Below are 17357 nucleotides of genomic sequence, written 5' to 3' on the forward strand. Positions count from 1 at the left end.
CCCTCTTCGCCCGTCGACTCGCTACTGACCGGTGTAGTACCCGTCGGCGACATCCAGTGCCGCATCGATGATGTCGAGACCCTTGACCAGATCCTCTTCGGCGATGACCAGCGGCGGGGCGATCTGCAGGCGGTTGAAGTGGGTGAACGGCCACAGGCCGGCATCCTTGCACGCTCCGGTCACGGCGTTCATCGGAGCCGCGGCGTCGCCCGCGGCGTTGAACGGCACGAGCGGCTCCCGGGTCTCACGGTCCACCACGAGGTCCAGCGACCAGAAGAGGCCGGTGCCGCGGAACTCTCCCACGGAGGGATGCTTCTCCGCGAACTGCGCGAGACGCGGGGCCACGACGCGCTCCCCGAGGTCGCGCACCCGCTCGAGGATGCCTTCCTCCTCGAAGATGTCGAACGTGGCGACACCCGATGCGCAGGCCAGCGGATGGCCCGAGTAGGTCAGGCCGCCGGGGAACGGGCGGTCCGCGAAGGTGTCGTGGATCTGCTCGGAGATCACCACGCCGCCGAGCGGGACGTAGCCGGAGTTGACACCCTTCGCGAACGTGACCAGATCGGGGCGGACGTCGAATCCCTGGTAGGCGAACCACTGGCCGGTCCGCCCGAAGCCCACCATGACCTCGTCGAGGATCATCACGATCCCGTACTTGTCGCAGAGGGCGCGCACGCCGGGCAGGTACCCGGGCGGCGGGACGAGTACGCCGTTGGTTCCGGTGACCGTCTCCAGGATGATCGCGGCGATCGTGTTCGGGCCCTCGAACTGGATGGTCTGCTCGAGGTGGGCGAGTGCCCGCTCGGTCTCCTGCTCGGGGGTCTCGGCGTAGAACGCCGACCGGTACTGGTAGGGACCGGAGAAGTGGACCACCCCGGAGTCGAGCGTCCCGTTGGTCCAGCGCCGGGGCTCACCCGTGAGGGTGATCGCCGTCGCGGTCGAGCCGTGGTAGGAGCGGTAGCGCGCGAGCACCTTCTGGCGGCCGGTGTGGTGGCGGGCCATGCGCACCGCGTACTCGTTGGCGTCGGCGCCTCCGTTGGTGAAGAACACCGACCGGGCGCCGTCGAAGGAGTGCTCGACGACGCGCTTGGCCAGCTCGCCGCGGACGTCGTTGGCGAACGAGGGCTGGATGGTCGCGAGGCGACCGGCCTGCTCCTGGATCGCCTTGACCAGCCCGGGGTGCTGGTGGCCCAGGTTCAGGTTGACCAGCTGCGAGGAGAAGTCGAGGTACTCCTTGCCGTCGTAGTCCCAGAACCGAGCGCCCTCGCCCTTGGCGACCGGCAGCGGGTTGATCTGCCCCTGGGCTGACCAGGAGTGGAAGACATGGTTGCGGTCGTTCTCACGCACTTCGCGCTGCGCTTCGGTGTCGCCGAAGCTCTGCTCGGCGCCCTTCAGATCGATGAAGTCTGACATCTTCTCAATCCTCTCTGTTGACTTGAACGTCGTCCGTCAGCTGTTGCCGGGGAAGCCGAGGTCGACCTTCGACTGCTCGGGGCTGGGCCAGCGGGTGGTGATGACCTTGGAGCGAGTGTAGAAGTGAATCGACTCGGGGCCGTAGATGTGCGAGTCGCCGAAGAGCGAGTCCTTCCAACCGCCGAAGGAGAAGGAGCCCACGGGCACCGGGATGGGGACGTTGATGCCGACCATTCCGGCTTCGACCTCGAACTCGAACTGACGGGCGAGCCCGCCGTCGCGGGTGAAGATGGCGGTGCCGTTGCCGAACTGGTGATCGTTGATCAGCTGCACGCCGTCGTCGTAGCTGTCGACGCGGACGACTGCCAGGACGGGGCCGAAGATCTCGTCACGGTAGACCTTGCTGTCCGTGCTCACATTGTCGATCAGCGAGACGCCCGTGAAGAAGCCGTCGTTGTCGAACCGCTGCTCGCGGCCGTCGATGACCACGGTGCCGCCCTCGTCGGCAGCGCCGGCCACGTACGATTCGACGCGCGCCTTCGCCTCCGCGGTGATGAGAGGGCCCATCTCGCTGGCAGGGTCGGTCCCGTCGCCGATCTTGAGCTCCTTGACGCGCTCGGCGATCTTCGACACCAGCTCATCGCCCACGCCGCCCACCGCGACGACGACGGAGACGGCCATGCAGCGCTCGCCCGCCGAGCCGTAGGCGGCCGAGACCGCGGCATCGGCGGCCATGTTGAGATCGGCGTCGGGCATCACGATCATGTGGTTCTTCGCCCCGCCGAGGGCCTGGACGCGCTTGCCGTTGGCGGCGGCACGCTCGTAGATGGACTTCGCGATGGGCGTGGAGCCCACGAAGCTCACGGCCTTGACGTCGTCGCTGCCCAGCAGGGTGTCGACGGCGACCTTGTCACCGTGCACCACGTTGAGTACACCGTCAGGCAGGCCGGCCTCGCGGAAGAGGTCGGCGATGAACACGGAGGCGGAGGGGTCCCGCTCGGAGGGCTTGAGCACCACGGTGTTGCCGCAGGCGATCGCGCTGGCAACCATCCACAGGGGCACCATGACCGGGAAGTTGAAGGGGGTGATCGCCGCGACCACGCCCACCGGCTGCTTGACCGAGTGAACGTCGACGCCGGTCGAGACCTGCTCGTCCCGTTCACCCTTGAGCAGGTGCAGCAGGCCCGAGGCGAACTCGACGTTCTCGAGGCCCCGGGAGATCTCGCCGGCGGCATCCGAGAGGACCTTGCCGTGCTCGCTCGTGACGATGGCCGAGAGCTCGGGGGTGCGCTGCTTCAGGAGCTGACGCAGGTTGAAGAACACGTCCGCGCGCTTGGTGAGGCTCGTCCTGCGCCATGCGGGGAGGGCGGCCTTCGCCGCGGCGATCGCTTGCTCGACGGTCTCGACCGAGGCGATCGCAAGCTGGTGCTGCTGCTCGCCGGTGGCCGGGTTGAAGACGGGCTGGGTGCGCTCTGCCGCATCGATCTTCTCGCCGCCGATGACGTGGGGGATGAGTGCCATGCTGGTTCCTCTCGCTTCGATCAATATGTCCGGGACCGCGATCCTCATTTAATCGCAGTGTTTCCGCGGCCTTACAGGGCAAAGCAGGCGCATTCCATCCGCATCTCCAGCATTTCCCGTACAGTCTGTCTGAGGCTCCCGAGCCCGGGTCATCCGCCGACCGCTCCATCCCGACGACGGCGCGTGCAGGTGGATCGGCACGTCCCGGAAGGGCGCCATCAGAGCGGACAGGAACGGCATATGCAGCAGCAGATCACCGTGCGCGATGCGCTCGCCTTCCCGGAGGTCGTGGCGGGCGCTCCCGAACTCATCGCGGGAGGGGACGGGCTGGACCGTCCCATCCGCTGGGCGCATGTGGTCGCCGGTACCGGTGCGATCGCCCTGCTCGAGGGCGGGGAGATCGTGCTCACCACAGGTGCCGGCTGGCCACGCTCCACACGCGGCCTGGAAGCACTCGCACGGCAGATCGCCGCATCCGATACCGCGGCGGTGCTGCTCGAACTCGGCACCTCCTTCACGGCTGCCCCCTCCGCCTTCGTCTCCGCGTGCGAGGATCACGCCATCCCGCTGGTCGTCCTGCATCGCGAAGTCCGCTTCGTGCAGATCACCCAGCGCATCCACCAGCGCATCCTCGCCGCGCAGACGGAGGCGCTGGTCGCCCGGACCGAGGTGCACTCCATGCTCACCGAGCTGGGCCTCAACCGGAGCCCCGTGGACTACGTGATCGAACGCCTCGCGGACACCCTGCGTGCCCCGGTGGTGCTGGAGGACTCGGCTCATCGTGTGGTGGCTTGGGCGGACCGAGGCCAGTCGCCCCGCGACCCGGGGCGCGAACCCGTGCCTCCGCCCGGTCCGCCGGAGAACGAGGTCGGCCCCGCTACCGAGGAGGGGGAACGACTCCCGCGATCCTCAGCGGAGGTGGAGGCCGGGCATCCCCTCGACAGCTGGGCGCGGGCGGAAGGACGGGGTTTCGAGCTGCCAGCGGGCTGGGAACGGGTTCCGGTCGAAGCGCAGGGCCGCCGCTGGGGTCACCTCACCGCCCTGCGCGGTCCAGCGCATCCCGCCGGGCGCCGGACGGTGCTCGAGCTCGGGGCATTCGCGCTGGCCCTCGGGCAATTCGCCGATCGCGAGGACGAGCAGTGGCTGCAGCTGGGCTCCAAGCGCATGTTCGACGTCATGCTCGGCGGACGCTACAGCCGCCGGGGAGAGCTCGCGGTACAGCTCGCTGCCGCCGGGCTCCCGGTGAGGGGCAGGATGACGCTCGGGGCGACTCTGCGCGGAGTCGGCGCGTTCGGCACGGACGGACCCCTGGAACGCGCCATGCTGGAGACGGCGTTGCGCCGGGCAGTGGCTCCGGAGGGCCGCGTCATCATCACGGCGGAGACCGACGATACGATCCCAAGCGCCTCGATCGCCGAAGGGAGGCGAGGTGCGGCCGCCCGCGGCGGTGCCAGGCGTTCGCAGCGATCAGGCACGGTGCTGCTGGTCCTGCTCTCCTTCCCGCCCGGTGATCCCCGGATCCCGGGTGCCGCTGCGCTCAATGCGCCGGCCCCTTCGCTCGCGGCGCGGCTTGCCCGCGAACTCGACATGCTCCTGCCGAGCACCACCCCGGGAGGGTGGCGCGCCCACCTCGGCCTGGGTACAGCCGGCACGCAGGTGCGGGCGCTCATCACCTCGCTCGAGCGGGTCCGGACCGCGGGGATGCTCTCACCGGTCGCAGGTGTCGGCCGGGTGACGGTGCAGCAGGCCGAACGGCAGCCCCTGGCCTACCTGGTCCGGGGCCTCGCGGCCTCGCCCGAGATGCAGGAGTTCGTGGCGGAGGTGCTCGACCCGATCATCGCCCACGACACCGCGGGCGGCCCGGGACACAGCGGCGACCTCCTCTCGGTGCTGAGCGCCTATCTGGAGCATCCCACCAACCGCTCGCTCGCGGCCGCGCACGCGCAGCTCTCGCGGTCGGTGTTCTATCAGCGGCTCGCGCTCATCGAAGAGCTGCTGGGGGTCGATCTCGCCGACGGCACCGTGATCGCGACCCTCACGGTCGCGCTGCTGGCCCGTGGCGCACGGTGACTGTCCGAGCCGCGTGTCACAGTGACGGTATGAACCCCGGCCATCTCAGTCATTCCCCGGCTCACACCCCGCCGCGCATCTCGTTGCCCGCTGCGCGGCGCGTCGCCCTGGCCGCGCAGGGCTTCCTGGACCCCCGGCCGGCACCCGGCCGGGCGACGGCGCGGCAGCTGAACCGGGTCATCGACCGGGTGGGCGTGGTCCAGATCGACTCCGTCAACGTCCTGACCCGAAGTCACTACCTCCCGTTCTTCTCCCGGCTGGGTCCGTATGACCGCTCCACGCTCGACCGGCTCAGGGACCGGGCTCCCCGGCGGCTGGTGGAGTACTGGGCCCACGAGGCCAGTCTGATACCGCCTGAGACGTGGCCGCTGATGGGGTTCCGCATGGAGCGCGCCAGGCACGAGGCGTGGGGCGGGATGCGGCGGATCCAGCAGGAGCGGCCGGAGCTCGTCGCCGTGGTCCTGGAGGAGGTCCGGCGGCGCGGCCCGATCACCGCTCGTGCCTGCGATGCGGCGCTCGCCGTCGACATCCCCAGGAGGGACGGCAACTGGGGCTGGAACTGGAGCGTGGTCAAGACCGCGTTGGAGTACCTGTTCTGGGCCGGTGAGATCACGAGCTCCGGACGGACGGCGCAGTTCGAGCGGCTCTACACCGTGCCGGAGAGGATCCTGGCCGCCCCGGAGCCCGTGGACGCCGAGACCGCCCATGAGCAATTGGTCCGGATCGCCGCCCGCGCCCACGGCATCGGCACGGCGCGCTGCCTGCGCGACTACTTCCGGCTCGGAGCCGCGGAGACCGGCCGCGCCATCGACGCGCTGGTGGCCACCGGAGAACTCGAGATCGTGCAGGTTCCCGGCTGGTCGTCCCAGGTGTACCTGCACGCCGAGGCCAGGCGGCCGCGCAAGGCGCACGTCGAGGCCCTGGTCAGCCCCTTCGACTCCCTGATATGGCAGCGCGAGCGGACCGAGGCGCTGTTCGGGATGCGGTTCCGCCTGGAGATCTACACCCCCGCGGCGCAGCGGGTCCACGGGTACTACGTGCTGCCGTTCGTCTACGGCGACACCCTGGTGGCGCGCGTCGACCTCAAGGCCGACCGCGTGGCGGGAGCGTTGCGCGTCCAGCGGTGCACCTGGGAGGAGGACGCCCCGCCTGAGGCCAGGGCGGCCCTGCAGCGCCAGCTGCGGGCGATGACCGACTGGCTCGGGCTCGACGACGTGCTGGCCTGAGTTCTGCGTCATACTGAATCCATGCCGGAGCTGCCCGAACTCGATGCCGCAGTGGACCAGCTGCGGGCGCATCTTCTGGGTCATCGTCTCGAACGTTTCGATGTCACCGCATTCAGCGTGCTCAAGACGGCTCAGCCGGATCACGCCTCCATGGTGGGGCGCGAGATCACCGAGATCGGGCGTCGCGGAAAGTTCCTCCTGGTCGGGGCCGAAGGGCGGTTCGCGGTCGTTCATCTGGCCCTGGCGGGATGGCTGCGGCTCGGACAGGCGCCCGCTGGCACGCCCGCGCCGACGGCCGGGCCCCTGGCCGTACGGATGGTCATCGGCGACGGCACGGCCCTGGACATCACCGAGCAGGGCCGCAGGAAAAGCGTGGCGCTGTGGATCAGCGACCGGCCGGATGAGCTGGAGAAGATCCAGCGCCTGGGTCCCGAGAGCGATTCGATCGCCCTGGAGGAGTTCACGGACCTGCTGGACGGCACCTCGTCCCGCCTGAAGACCGTGCTCACCGACCAGACCGTGATGGCGGGGGTGGGCAACGCGTGGTCGGACGAGATCCTGCACAGGGCTCGCCTCTCCCCGTTCGCGACCGCCAGCCGCCTGGACCCGGAACAAGTCCAGGCGTTGTTCACCGCGTTGCAGGGCGTCCTGGGCGACGTTCGTACGGCGTTGGAGGGCGTGCCCCTGGACCGCGTCAAGCGGACCAAGAAGTCTTTGTTCGCCGTCCACGGCCGTACCGGCCAGCCGTGCCCGGTCTGCGGCGGGACGGTGGCGGAAGTCTCCTACGCGGACCGGTCTTTGCAGTACTGTCCTGCGTGCCAGACCGGCGGGAAGCGGCTCAGCGATCGCCGGATGGACCGTTTCCTCAGATAGCCGACCGGTCCCTCGCAAGCCCCGCCCTCCCCTGGAAAGGACTCGGTCACCCATGCGCACCGAACAGCAAGCCCTCAAGACCTCCCTGGTGGGTGTTCTGCTGCTGTCGGCCCTGGGCATCGGGTTCGGCATCGCCTCGGGGTCGTACGCGATCATCTTCGACGGCGTCTTCTCGCTGATCGACGCGGTGATGTCCATCGTGTCCATCACCCTGGCCGGGCTGATCGCGCGGTCGGCGTCGAACACCCTGTCCCGGCGGACCCGCGAGCGTTTCAACATGGGCTTCTGGCATTTCGAGCCGATGCTCCTGGCGGTCAACGCGCTGCTCATGATCTCCGTGGCCTCCTACGCACTGTTCCAGGCGATCACCGCCCTGCTCTCGGGAGGACGCGAGGTCGAGTTCGGACCGGCGATCGTCTATACGGTGGTGGTCGTCGTCCTGACCTCGGCGATCGGCATCGTGGAGCATCGGGCCAACCGCAGGATCGGGTCCGCGCTGGTGGCCATGGACGTCAAGGGCTGGCTCATGGGAGGAGGGATCACCGCCGCGCTGCTCATCGCCTTCGTGATCGGCATGTTCCTGAGCGGGACGGGGTACGAATGGCTCATGCCGTACGTGGACCCGGCCGTTCTCACCATCGTGGCGCTCGTGCTGCTGCCCGTGCCGTTCTCCACCTTGCGGAAGTCGCTGGGCGAGATCGCCTTGGTCACCCCGAAGGAGCTGAAGGATCACGCCGACCGGATCGCCGAGCGCACGGTGACCGAGCAGGGCTGGAACGACGCCCGGGTGTACGCCGCGCAGGTGGGCCGCTCCCGGACCGTCGACATCGTCTTCTACGTGCCCGAGGACGAGCCCGCTCGCCCCCTCGCGGAGTGGGACCGCATCCGGGACGGCGTCCGTCACGAACTCGACGGCGGTGATCCGCACAGCTGGATCAATGTGCTGTTCACCACCAAACCGGTGCCTCACAAGGTGCGATGACGCCGCTGCAGACCCAGGTTCCCGTGACCGGGCTCCGATTCTGAGCCTTTTCCCAGTCTTCACGCCCGCTCTCGTCCCGGCTCGGCACGGATCGCCGCCCTGATGCCGATCCGTTGATGTGAGCGTTTACCAAGGTAACGCTAAGGTAACAAAATCATCACGGTTCCATAACTCCTGGAGTGATCCACTTGCTTGATCCGGGAAAGGGGACTCCGTACCTTCGTCTGCGGTTCGGCGCTTCGCCGGGCCGACCGCGACCCCGTATGGAGGATCTCCCTTGAAGAAGACCCTGATCACCACGGCTGCTGTCCTGGCTCTGGCCGGTGCGGCCGCCGCCCCGGCGTCCGCCGACGAGCTCGGCGGTGAGGCTCCCGCCTCGGTCTCGGCAGCCTCGTCGCAGTCGTTCTCCGACGCCGTTGCTCAGGAGATGCTGGGCATGCTCAACGACGCCCGCGGCCAGCAGGGCCTGGCCCCTCTGAGCACCAACGCCGACCTTACCGGTATCGCCAGCGGCTGGTCCCAGCACATGGCCTCCGAGCAGGCCGCGAGCCACAGCCCCACGTTCATCGACGAGACCCTGGCCACCGGTTCGTCGAACATGGCTGAGAACGTGGCCTATGACGTCCAGTCGGGTAAGTCTGCCGAGGAGACCGCCCAGTACTTCTACGACTTCTGGATGAACAGCCCCGGCCACCACGCCAACATCATGAACCCGGATCTCAACGCCATCGGGTTCAGCCTGGCGGAGGGCTCCAACGGCTATGTCTACGCGACCCAGAACTTCGGCACCTACTGAGGTCCCGGGACCCGCTGAAGCCCCGGTAGCGCGGCTTCAGCCATGCGTGGAGACGAAGACCGAGCGGGAACACCCGCTCGGTCCTCGTCGCTGTCCCCGCATCGTGCAGCTGTCACCGCGTTCGGGGAGAGCCCGGCTCTTCCTCCCTAGTGCCCTTTCCTGAGCCGGTGGAGCATCTGGGTGCGCGGTACCCTCGATGCCGAAGGAGGTGCTGACCCGTGCAGATCATGGGCTGGGTTCTGGCGATCGGTGCGACGATGCTGGTGGCGCTGGTCCTCGCGCTCGCCGCCGTCTCCATCTATCTGGCCTTCGCCCGGATCAACCGGGCCGGGGACCAGCCGCGTCTGATCCCGCACCCGGGCGGCCGAGCGGTCGAGTTCCCCGTGATGACGGCCAGTCGTGGCAACCGGACCCTGCCGTTCCACCTCAGGCACGGTTCCCCGCTGCCCGGCCTGGTCAGGGTCACGCCCGATGGCCTCGACTACCGCCCCCTGCGGTGGGTCCACGTCCCGGCGGACAGGATCCTGTGCGTGGACGTCCCCTATCCCTCCGCAACGGCTTTCTTCACCGTCTGGGTGCGCGACGAACCGGTCGTGAGCGTCATGGCCATCTCCAGGCTCGCAGCCGAGCAGTGCGTCGTCGAGCTGGCGCTGCATCACCCGCTGACACCCCGGGCATGGGAGCTGGTGGCCCACCGATATCAAGGCGGCGGATACGTCCCCAGGGTGGTCTCGCCAGACGTTGCCCGCTTCTCTTGACCGGTGTGATCCACGTCATGGAGCATTGGAGGACTGCGGCCATGAGTGCCGACCCTGGCGCCATCGGAGCCGCCGTGACAAGGAGGTCACGATGTCCAGCAACCGTGCCGTCGCGTACAAGGGTCCAGGGAAGGTGGAGGTCGTCGACATCGACTACCCCACCTTCGAGCTCAAGGACGGCCCCGGCGTCAACCCGGCCAACGTAGGGCGGCAATTGCCGCACGCAGCCATCCTCAAGGTTGCCACCACCAATATCTGCGGCTCGGATCAGCACATGGTCCGGGGCCGTACCACCGCCCCGGAGGGCCTGATCCTGGGGCACGAGATCACCGGGGAGGTGGTGGAAACCGGCCCCGGCGTCGAGTTCATCAAGGAAGGCGACCTGTGCTCGGTGCCGTTCAATATCTCGTGCGGGCGATGCGCTAACTGCAAGAAGGGGCGGACGGAGATCTGCCTCAACGTGAACCCCGACCGCCCCGGAAGCGCTTACGGGTACGTCGACATGGGCGGCTGGGTCGGCGGCCAGGCGGAATACGTCCTGGTGCCGTACGCCGACTGGAACCTGCTGCGGTTCCCGGACAAGGACCAGGCCCTGGAGAAGATCCTCGACCTGACCATGCTCTCGGACATCTTCCCCACCGGCTACCACGGCGCGGTCTCGGCGGGCGTGGGGCCGGGGTCCTCGGTGTACATCGCCGGCGCGGGACCGGTGGGACTCGCCGCGGCCGTCGGAGCCCAGCTGCTGGGGGCGGCCGTCGTGATCGTGGCCGACATGGTCGCGGAGCGCCTGGGGGCTGCGCAAGCATTCGGATGCGAGACCATCGACGTCTCCCAGGAGGACCCGCGGGAGGGGATCGCCAGGATCCTGGGAACCGAGGAGGTGGACTGCGGCGTGGATGCCGTGGGCTTCGAGGCCCGCGGCCACGGCCAGGGGGCGGGGGAGGCGCCCGCGACCGTGCTCAACTCCCTGATGTCCATCACCAAGGCGGGTGGAGCGCTCGGCATCCCGGGCCTCTACGTGACGGGCGACCCGGGTGGCATCGACGACGCCGCCAAGGAGGGATCGCTCTCGCTGCGACTCGGACTGGGCTGGGCGAAGTCGTTGTCCTTCACCACGGGTCAGTGCCCTGTCATGCGTTATCACCGTCAGCTCATGGAGGCGATCCTGCATGACAAGGTGCAGATCGCCAGTGCCGTCAATGCCACGTCCATCAGCCTCGACGACGCGCCGGAAGGCTATGCCGAATTCGATTCGGGAGTGGCCAAGAAGTTCGTGATCGACCCGCACGGGGTCACGAAGCTCACGGCCTGACCGGCGCCGCTGCCGGGGGGCCGCGGTCCACGGCAGCACGGGGGGCTCATCTCCCGCGGAGGGACGGAATCTGATGAGCCCTCGTGCTGTTGTGCCAGACATGCGAGCGATGACATACAGCCAGTACGGAAGCACGGATGTCCTGGAGCTCACCGAGCAGCCGGTGCCCAAGGTCGGACCGGGGGAGGTGCGCATCAGGGTCACCCGGGCGGCCGTGAACCCCGTGGACTGGAAGCTCATGGGAGGCGGTCTCGACGCCCTCATGGACTCCCGTTTCCCGGTGATCACGGGATGGGACGTCGCCGGCGTCGTCGAATCGGTGGGGCCCGACGTCCCCGAGTTCGCGGAGGGCGACCGGGTCGCCGCCTACGCGCGCAAGCAGATCAACCAGGCCGGGACCTTCGCCGAGTTCGTCACCGTGTGGGCCGACCACGTCGCTAAGGTCCCGGACGGTGTGTCCGACGACGTCGCGGCGGCGCTGCCGCTGACCGGACTGACGGCGCTGCGGACCCTGGAGACACTGGAGGTCGGCGACGGCGATCGTCTCCTGATCCATGCCGCCTCCGGGGGAGTAGGTTACCTGGCGGCCCAGTTGGCGCTCTCCCTCGGGGCCTCCGTGGTGGGTACGGCATCGCCGGGCAACCACGACAAACTGCGCGACCTGGGGGTAACGCCGGTGGCCTACGGCCCGGGTCTCGAGAAGTCGCTCCGGGAGATAGCTCCCGAGGGTTTTGATGCAGTGGCCGACTTCGCCGGCGGCACCTTGGAGGTCTCGCGCGCGGTGAGCAGAGATGCCCGGCGGATCGCCTCGATCGCCGACCCGGAGTTCGCCCGCTCCGGGGGCTCCTGGGTGTGGGTGCGGCCTGATGGGACGCGCCTGACCCAACTGCTGGGCAAGGTGGCCGACGGATCGCTGGAGGTGGCCATCGACCGCACCTACGAGCTCGAGGACGCCACTGCCGCCTTCGTCCGCAACCAGGAGGGTGGGGGATCGGGGAAGATCGTGATCAGGGTGGCCGACTGAACGGACGATGTCACGAGCCGGTGCCCGTATCCCGGGAGTCCCCGAAGCCCCCTCGGGGTGCAGCGCGGCCGGACTGATGCGGGGCCGGGCCGGGCACGGTGTCCAGGATGCGTTCGACCTCGTCCACGATGATCCCCGGGTCGGTGAACATCACGGAATGCGTCGAACGCGGAGCCTCCACGTACCGGCCATGGGCCGCCGAGGCCGCCGCTCGCCGGTGTGCCTCGTTGAGGCTCCGGCGCTCTTTGCGCAAGAAGGGGATACGGCTGCGCCTGGTCCCGGAGATCACCGTGACCGGCCAGTCTCCGGGCTCCGGCGGACGAGCGTGCAGGCGCTGCATCTGCCGGGTGTAGGGCATGTCCTCGGCGATCATCGAGCGCACCGCCCGGCTCGTGAAGTCCTCGCGCGCATGATCCTCGGCCACGGCCCCGGGCTGGGCCCGCCCTGGGCTCAGGCGCGCCCCGGCCACGGCGTACAGGCCCGTCCGGGCGACGACCGGCAGCAGGACGTGCAGGAGCGCTCGCTGCCAGCCGGGGTCCGGCGGATATCGGTGGCCCAGTGCTCGTCGCTGGGATCGACCAGGACCAGCCCGAGGATGGAGTGATCGTGTCGTGCCGCCAGCGTGCGGACGATGGGGCCTCCCCAGCTGTGGCCCACGAGGATGAAGGGCCCCGCACCCAAGGCGTCCAGGAGGTCGGAGAGATCGTCCGCCAGCTGCGGCAGGGTGCGCCGCCTCGGGCTGTCATCACTGCGGCCGAAGCCGGCCCGGTCGTACACGACGGCCCGCGTGCGCTGAGCCACCACCGGTTGCACCAGCCCCCACAGTGAGCGGGAGAAACCCATGCCGGACTCGAAAACCACCGTGGGTTCCCCGGAGCCCCGCTGCATGTAGTGCAGCATGCGGCCGTCCCGGGTGCGGGCGAAGCGACTGACGCCGAACGGATGACCGGCGGTCGATGAGGTCATGGGGTCAGGGTGCGCCCGTCGTGGGGTGCCGTCAACCCGGTGGAACCCGCGGTGTGCCCGTCGCATGGGGGTGCGGACGTGCGGAGCCTTCCTTGTCAGACCTGGTCCGACCTGGTCAGGGTGGGGTCCGAGGGCAAAAGACCTCTTAGGGCATCAAGATATCTGATATCTTACATGTGTGTTGCATCACTCTTCAGAGAGGACGAAGATGTTCCCTGATCGACGAACCGTGTTCAAGACGGGTGCGGCAGGTGCTGCCGCCTCGTTGTTCTTCACCGGCACCGCCAGCGCAGCGGGAGGGCAGAGACCTGGGCCTTCCGTGAACGCTCCGCGGACCCACCCCGAAACGACGGCCCAGGGCTCCCGCCTACTGGCGCACGTGACACCCGTCGGTGCGCGCGTCACCGCCGTCTGCATCGACGTGGGGCAACCTCTGCTCGGCTGCCGCGACCTCGTCCGGTCCTTCGCGCTGACGCTGCATGTCGACGGGGAGGAGAGGCCCCTTCCGGTCGCCCGCGCCTATACGCGCTCGACCGCTTCGGCGGGAGAGGCGGAAGGCGGCCGGTACGTCGTCTTCGAGCTGGCCGGACGCGACGACGAGCTCCCCGAGCCCTATCGCTTCTCCCAGACCAATACCGAACCCGTCCTGTTCCGGGAGTACGCGGATGACGGGGAGGTCGTGCAGAGTCCTCGGGCGCAGGCCACCACGGTGCCGGCGCCGCTGGACGACGACCTCCTGGTGAGCGTGGCGCGCACCCATGACGTCGTCCTGGCCGACGGGACCGCGCTGGCCGACGACTCATGGCAGGTGACCGGCAGCGCTCTCGAGAACCTCGATCTGAAGGGATTCGACACCGGCACCGTCTCCGGAAGCGACCCGGCGAACACTCTCGACTACCGCCTGTACCGCCCGAGTGCGGGGGAGGCCGCCGCCCCGCTCGTCGTCTACCTGCACGGTTCCGGCCAGGTCGGCACCGACAACCTCGCCCACGTGCTCTCCAGCCGCGGCGCCACGGGCGTCCTGGACCATGAGGACGCCTTCGTGGTGGCTCCCCAGCTGCCCGGCGTGTTCGATCCGTTCGACGTCTACGACGAAGGGAGCCATACGGGCGGCGGTATCCACTGGCAATCCCGCAATCGCCGCGAGCTGGTGATCAGCCTGGTGCAGGACCTGCTGCGCAAGGAACCGGGCATCGACCCGCAGCGCGTCTATCTCGTCGGCCTCTCGCGCGGGGCCGAAGGAGCCCTGGCCCTCCTCCTGGACGAACCAGACCTCTTCGCCGCGGCGGTGCTCGCCAGCGGCCGGGAAGCCGGAACCGTCGAGTGGATGGACGGGCATGCGACGCACTCGATGCTGCGTCCGGCCCTGAGCACGCCCCTCTGGTTCTTCCACGCCACGCAGGACACCGTCTCACCCGTGGCGGGTTCGCGTATCAACGTGGAGATCCTGCGGGAGCTGAACCACCCCGACCTGAGCTACACCGAGGTGAGTTTCACGGAGCCCGGTGACAGCGGGTATCTCAATGAGTCCGCCCACAACAGCTGGGATCTGGCGTTCAACAGCCCGAACGTGTGGAGATGGATGCTGGACAAGCGCCGGGGCGAGGCCCGCTGACCGGGCCGTTCCTGCGGGCGCGGGAGTGCCACGGCCAGGCGGGGGAGGGCCTCCGTCAGTCGTTGCAGCCTCGGGCCGCGATCTCCCAGGAGCCGATGACCTGGTCGTCCTGGACGACCTGGATGCGGTCGACCAGGTTCATCGTGAGGCAGACGTGATTGGGGATGAGCCGGAGCTGCGCGCCCAATTGCGGCAGGGGCTCGTCGTCGGGAAAGACGATGGTGCCGTGGTGCTCCGAGAGGGCCGTGACCCGGGCGCGGGGGTGCTGCGGGAGCCGGCCGAAACCGGTGGCCCATGCCGGCCGGTCGCTGCCCAGCACCTTGCTGCCCGCGTTGACCACGATCCGGCGCTCATCGGATCCTGCGCGGTCGTGCCTGCTGACCACGGTGGCGACGACGTGGAGAGCCACGTCCTCGATGGTGCAGGACCCCAGCTCGAGCTGCTGGGCGTCGAAGAAGACGTAGACGCCGGGGCGGATCTCCGTGGCGGGCGAGTCCACACCGGTCACGGCCGTCGGCGTCGAGCCGCCGCTGACATGGGAGACCATGAACCCCGCTTCGCGCAACATCGCCGTCGTCTCGCCCAGCACCTCGGCCTCCTGCTCGGCGACCGCCGCGGGCCTGCCCGGTGCGTAGCTGTGCCCCGGGAACGTGAAGACGCCGTCCAGGGCGACGCCCGTGCGCCGGGCATGCGCGAAGATCCCGGGCGCCTCAGCGGGCAGGACTCCGCTGCGGTGATGCCCGGCATCGAGCTCAAGGCTCACCCGGATGCCGCTTCCGTGCAGTTCGGAGGCGATGCGGTCGAGCGCGGCGGTGGAGTCCACCCCGATACGCACCGTGCAGTGCCCGGCCAGGGTGCGCAGCCGGGCCGCATTACGGGCGTCGAGCCACAGAGGATAGGCGATGAAGACGTCCTCAACGCCGGCGTCGGCGAAGACCTCGGCCTCGCTGATGGTCGCCACGGTCAGCCCGACGGCGCCCGCGGCGAGCTGCCGCTGGGCGATCTCTACCACCTTGTGGGTCTTGGCATGCGGCCGCAGCTCCACCCCGCGCTCGCGGAAGGTCTGCGCCGTACGGGTGATATTGCGCTCGAGGACATCGACGTCCACCACGACGGCGGGGGTGGAGACATCGATCGGCGGTGACGGCTGCGCGCTGTAGGTGACATCGGTGGTCGGCATCTCGTCAGCTTAAGCTCAGTCACTGAGCGTGCATGCTCCCGCGGTGCGGGTGGGGTGCGGCTCCATAGGCGGGCGCCGTGCCGGATATCCGGTCCCGTTGTCCATAGCGCCGGATGGAGCCTTAGGATCAGCTTGCGGATCCCATCGCGACGGGCCGCGGAAGGGACTGACCCGATGGCCTCGTCCAAAGAATCTGTACCAGGGGGCTCGAAAGCACCTGGTGAGCCTGTGTCGAGCCTCGCTGCCGCCGGTGCGAACACGACCGGCTCCGCGGCTCCGGCCGACCCGGCCACCGTGGTGCCGGAACCCGGCGGGCACGAGCCGGTCCCGTCAGCCGAGGCCCCGCTCAGCCGAGGCGGGCTCCACCTGGTCGTCGCCCTGGTGGGCGTGGCCGCGGCCCTCCTGGCGCTGCAGGGCATCTCGAGCTACGCCGCGCTGATCGCCCCCCTCTTCTTCGCGATCAACATGGTCATCATCGTGCACCCCTTGCACGCCTGGCTGGTGCGTTCGTACGGCTGGCCGCGGTGGGCGGCCGCTTCCGTCTCCCTGGTCACCGTCCTGGTGGCTCTGTTCTCGTTCTTCTACTCGATCGGCTGGGCGATCTTCGCGTTGATCCGCGAGCTGCCGTCCTACTCGACGCAGTTCGAGGTGATGTGGGGCGGGCTGCTGAACTGGCTGGGCGAGTTCGGCGTGACCACGGAGGGCATCGCGGTCAACCTGCAGGACAACGTGGGCAATATCGTCAGCTTCTCCACGGACTGGCTCGTGGGCGTCGCCTCCAATATCTCGGGGATCGCCGCGATGATCGCGATCATCGTGACCGTGCTGTTCTTCCTGACGCTGGACTCCATGACCGTCACGCGCCGGATGCGCGTGATCATCCGCCAGAAGCCCGCCACGGCACGGGCCCTGCTGAACTTCACTGCGGGGGTGCGCCGCTACTGGGTGGTGACCACGGTGTTCGGCCTCATCGTCGCGTTCATGGACCTGGGCTACCTCATCATCCTGGGGGTCCCGCTGGCGGGCGTCTGGGCCGTCCTGGCCTTCGTCTCCAACTACATCCCCAACGTCGGCTTCATCATCGGCCTGGTGCCCCCGGCGCTGATGGCCACCCTGGACGGCGGCTGGATGGACGCCCTGCTGGTGGTGGTGGGGTTCAGCGTGATCAACGTGGTGATGCAGTCGTTCATCCAGCCCAAGTTCACCGGTGACGCCATCGGCGTCACCCCCACCGTCTCCTTCGTCTCCGTGCTGCTGTGGGCCGCCGTACTGGGGCCGCTCGGGGCGCTGCTGGCGCTTCCCGCCACCCTGTTCGTCAAGGCCCTGCTCATCGATCCGAACCCGCAGGCGCGGTTCGTCAACGCCCTCATCGCGGCGACCCCCGAGGACGGCCTGCCCTCGCAGCAGGCCAACGAGGCCCGGGCGGCCCAGGGCCGGCTGGCCAGATGGATCAGCGGAACACGGCGGAAGACCGCCGTCGAGGACTCGCAGGAGCTCTCCGCGGACGGCGTCCCCGCAGACACTCTCCCGCCGCAGGACGGAGAGCCTGCCATCCCCGGCGACCATGGCGCCGGGGAGAGCGGGGGCGGCCATCGCGGCTCGAACGGCGAGTCCGGCTGAT

15 protein-coding genes are annotated in these 17357 nt (G+C 69.0%); 10 read left to right on the forward strand and 5 right to left on the reverse strand.

The window, feature by feature from the left end; all coding sequences use genetic code 11:
* Positions 1-21: 21 nt before the first annotated feature.
* Positions 22-1413 (reverse strand): aspartate aminotransferase family protein, encoded by a 1392-nt coding sequence (locus FCK90_RS00190; RefSeq protein WP_158032301.1) that lies wholly within the window; start codon positions 1411-1413, stop codon positions 22-24.
* A gap of 36 nt (positions 1414-1449) precedes the next feature.
* Positions 1450-2934: a CoA-acylating methylmalonate-semialdehyde dehydrogenase gene (locus tag FCK90_RS00195; protein WP_158032302.1), complete on the reverse strand. Its 1485-nt coding sequence runs from the start codon at positions 2932-2934 to the stop codon at positions 1450-1452.
* A 240-nt stretch (positions 2935-3174) separates the two neighbouring features.
* Between FCK90_RS00195 and FCK90_RS00200 the strand changes: the two genes are divergently transcribed.
* The 8 genes from FCK90_RS00200 (at position 3175) to FCK90_RS00235 (ending at position 11975) form a co-directional block, all read left to right on the forward strand.
* Positions 3175-5004, forward strand: coding sequence for a PucR family transcriptional regulator (locus FCK90_RS00200; RefSeq protein ID WP_158032303.1), 1830 nt, complete (start codon positions 3175-3177; stop codon positions 5002-5004).
* A 29-nt stretch (positions 5005-5033) separates the two neighbouring features.
* A complete protein-coding gene (locus FCK90_RS00205; protein ID WP_158032304.1) occupies positions 5034-6230 on the forward strand; it encodes a winged helix-turn-helix domain-containing protein in 1197 nt (398 codons plus the stop codon).
* Between the two features lie 21 nt (positions 6231-6251).
* On the forward strand, positions 6252-7103 hold the full coding sequence (locus FCK90_RS00210; RefSeq protein WP_158032305.1) for an Fpg/Nei family DNA glycosylase: 852 nt from the start codon (positions 6252-6254) through the stop codon (positions 7101-7103).
* A 52-nt stretch (positions 7104-7155) separates the two neighbouring features.
* A complete protein-coding gene (locus FCK90_RS00215) occupies positions 7156-8085 on the forward strand; it encodes a cation diffusion facilitator family transporter (protein WP_158032306.1) in 930 nt (309 codons plus the stop codon).
* A 277-nt stretch (positions 8086-8362) separates the two neighbouring features.
* Positions 8363-8881 carry a CAP domain-containing protein gene (locus FCK90_RS00220; RefSeq protein WP_158032307.1) on the forward strand — a complete coding sequence of 173 codons (519 nt, stop codon included), beginning with the start codon at positions 8363-8365 and terminating at the stop codon, positions 8879-8881.
* 218 nt (positions 8882-9099) lie between these two features.
* The gene (locus tag FCK90_RS00225; RefSeq protein WP_158032308.1) at positions 9100-9639 is read left to right on the forward strand and encodes a hypothetical protein; all 540 of its coding nucleotides are present in this window, start codon (positions 9100-9102) and stop codon (positions 9637-9639) included.
* Positions 9640-9730: 91 nt separating this feature from the next.
* A complete protein-coding gene (gene fdhA / locus FCK90_RS00230) occupies positions 9731-10951 on the forward strand; it encodes a formaldehyde dehydrogenase, glutathione-independent (RefSeq protein ID WP_158032309.1) in 1221 nt (406 codons plus the stop codon).
* Between the two features lie 100 nt (positions 10952-11051).
* Positions 11052-11975, forward strand: a complete 924-nt coding sequence (locus FCK90_RS00235; protein WP_158032310.1) for an NADP-dependent oxidoreductase — start codon at positions 11052-11054, stop codon at positions 11973-11975.
* 10 nt (positions 11976-11985) lie between these two features.
* Here FCK90_RS00235 and FCK90_RS15505 read toward each other — a convergent pair whose 3' ends face one another.
* Together FCK90_RS15505 and FCK90_RS15510 are read right to left on the reverse strand one after the other, a co-directional pair.
* Positions 11986-12444, reverse strand: coding sequence for a hypothetical protein (locus FCK90_RS15505; protein WP_158032311.1), 459 nt, complete (start codon positions 12442-12444; stop codon positions 11986-11988).
* Positions 12426-12941, reverse strand: a complete 516-nt coding sequence (locus FCK90_RS15510) for an alpha/beta fold hydrolase (protein ID WP_158032312.1) — start codon at positions 12939-12941, stop codon at positions 12426-12428. Before FCK90_RS15510 ends, FCK90_RS15505 begins: the two co-directional genes overlap by 19 nt.
* Positions 12942-13149: 208 nt before the next feature.
* Here FCK90_RS15510 and FCK90_RS00250 point away from each other — a divergent pair, with 208 nt between their 5' ends.
* Positions 13150-14556 (forward strand): PHB depolymerase family esterase, encoded by a 1407-nt coding sequence (locus FCK90_RS00250; protein ID WP_158032313.1) that lies wholly within the window; start codon positions 13150-13152, stop codon positions 14554-14556.
* Positions 14557-14611: 55 nt separating this feature from the next.
* On the opposite strand, the gene FCK90_RS00255 is transcribed toward FCK90_RS00250, so the two are convergent.
* Positions 14612-15736 (reverse strand): alanine racemase, encoded by a 1125-nt coding sequence (locus FCK90_RS00255; protein ID WP_158032314.1) that lies wholly within the window; start codon positions 15734-15736, stop codon positions 14612-14614.
* Between the two features lie 228 nt (positions 15737-15964).
* Here FCK90_RS00255 and FCK90_RS00260 point away from each other — a divergent pair, with 228 nt between their 5' ends.
* Positions 15965-17356 (forward strand): AI-2E family transporter, encoded by a 1392-nt coding sequence (locus FCK90_RS00260; RefSeq protein ID WP_181954139.1) that lies wholly within the window; start codon positions 15965-15967, stop codon positions 17354-17356.
* Position 17357 lies beyond the last annotated feature (1 nt).

It is taken from the genome of Kocuria coralli, assembly GCF_008831305.1.
Lineage (GTDB): Bacteria > Actinomycetota > Actinomycetes > Actinomycetales > Micrococcaceae > Kocuria > Kocuria coralli.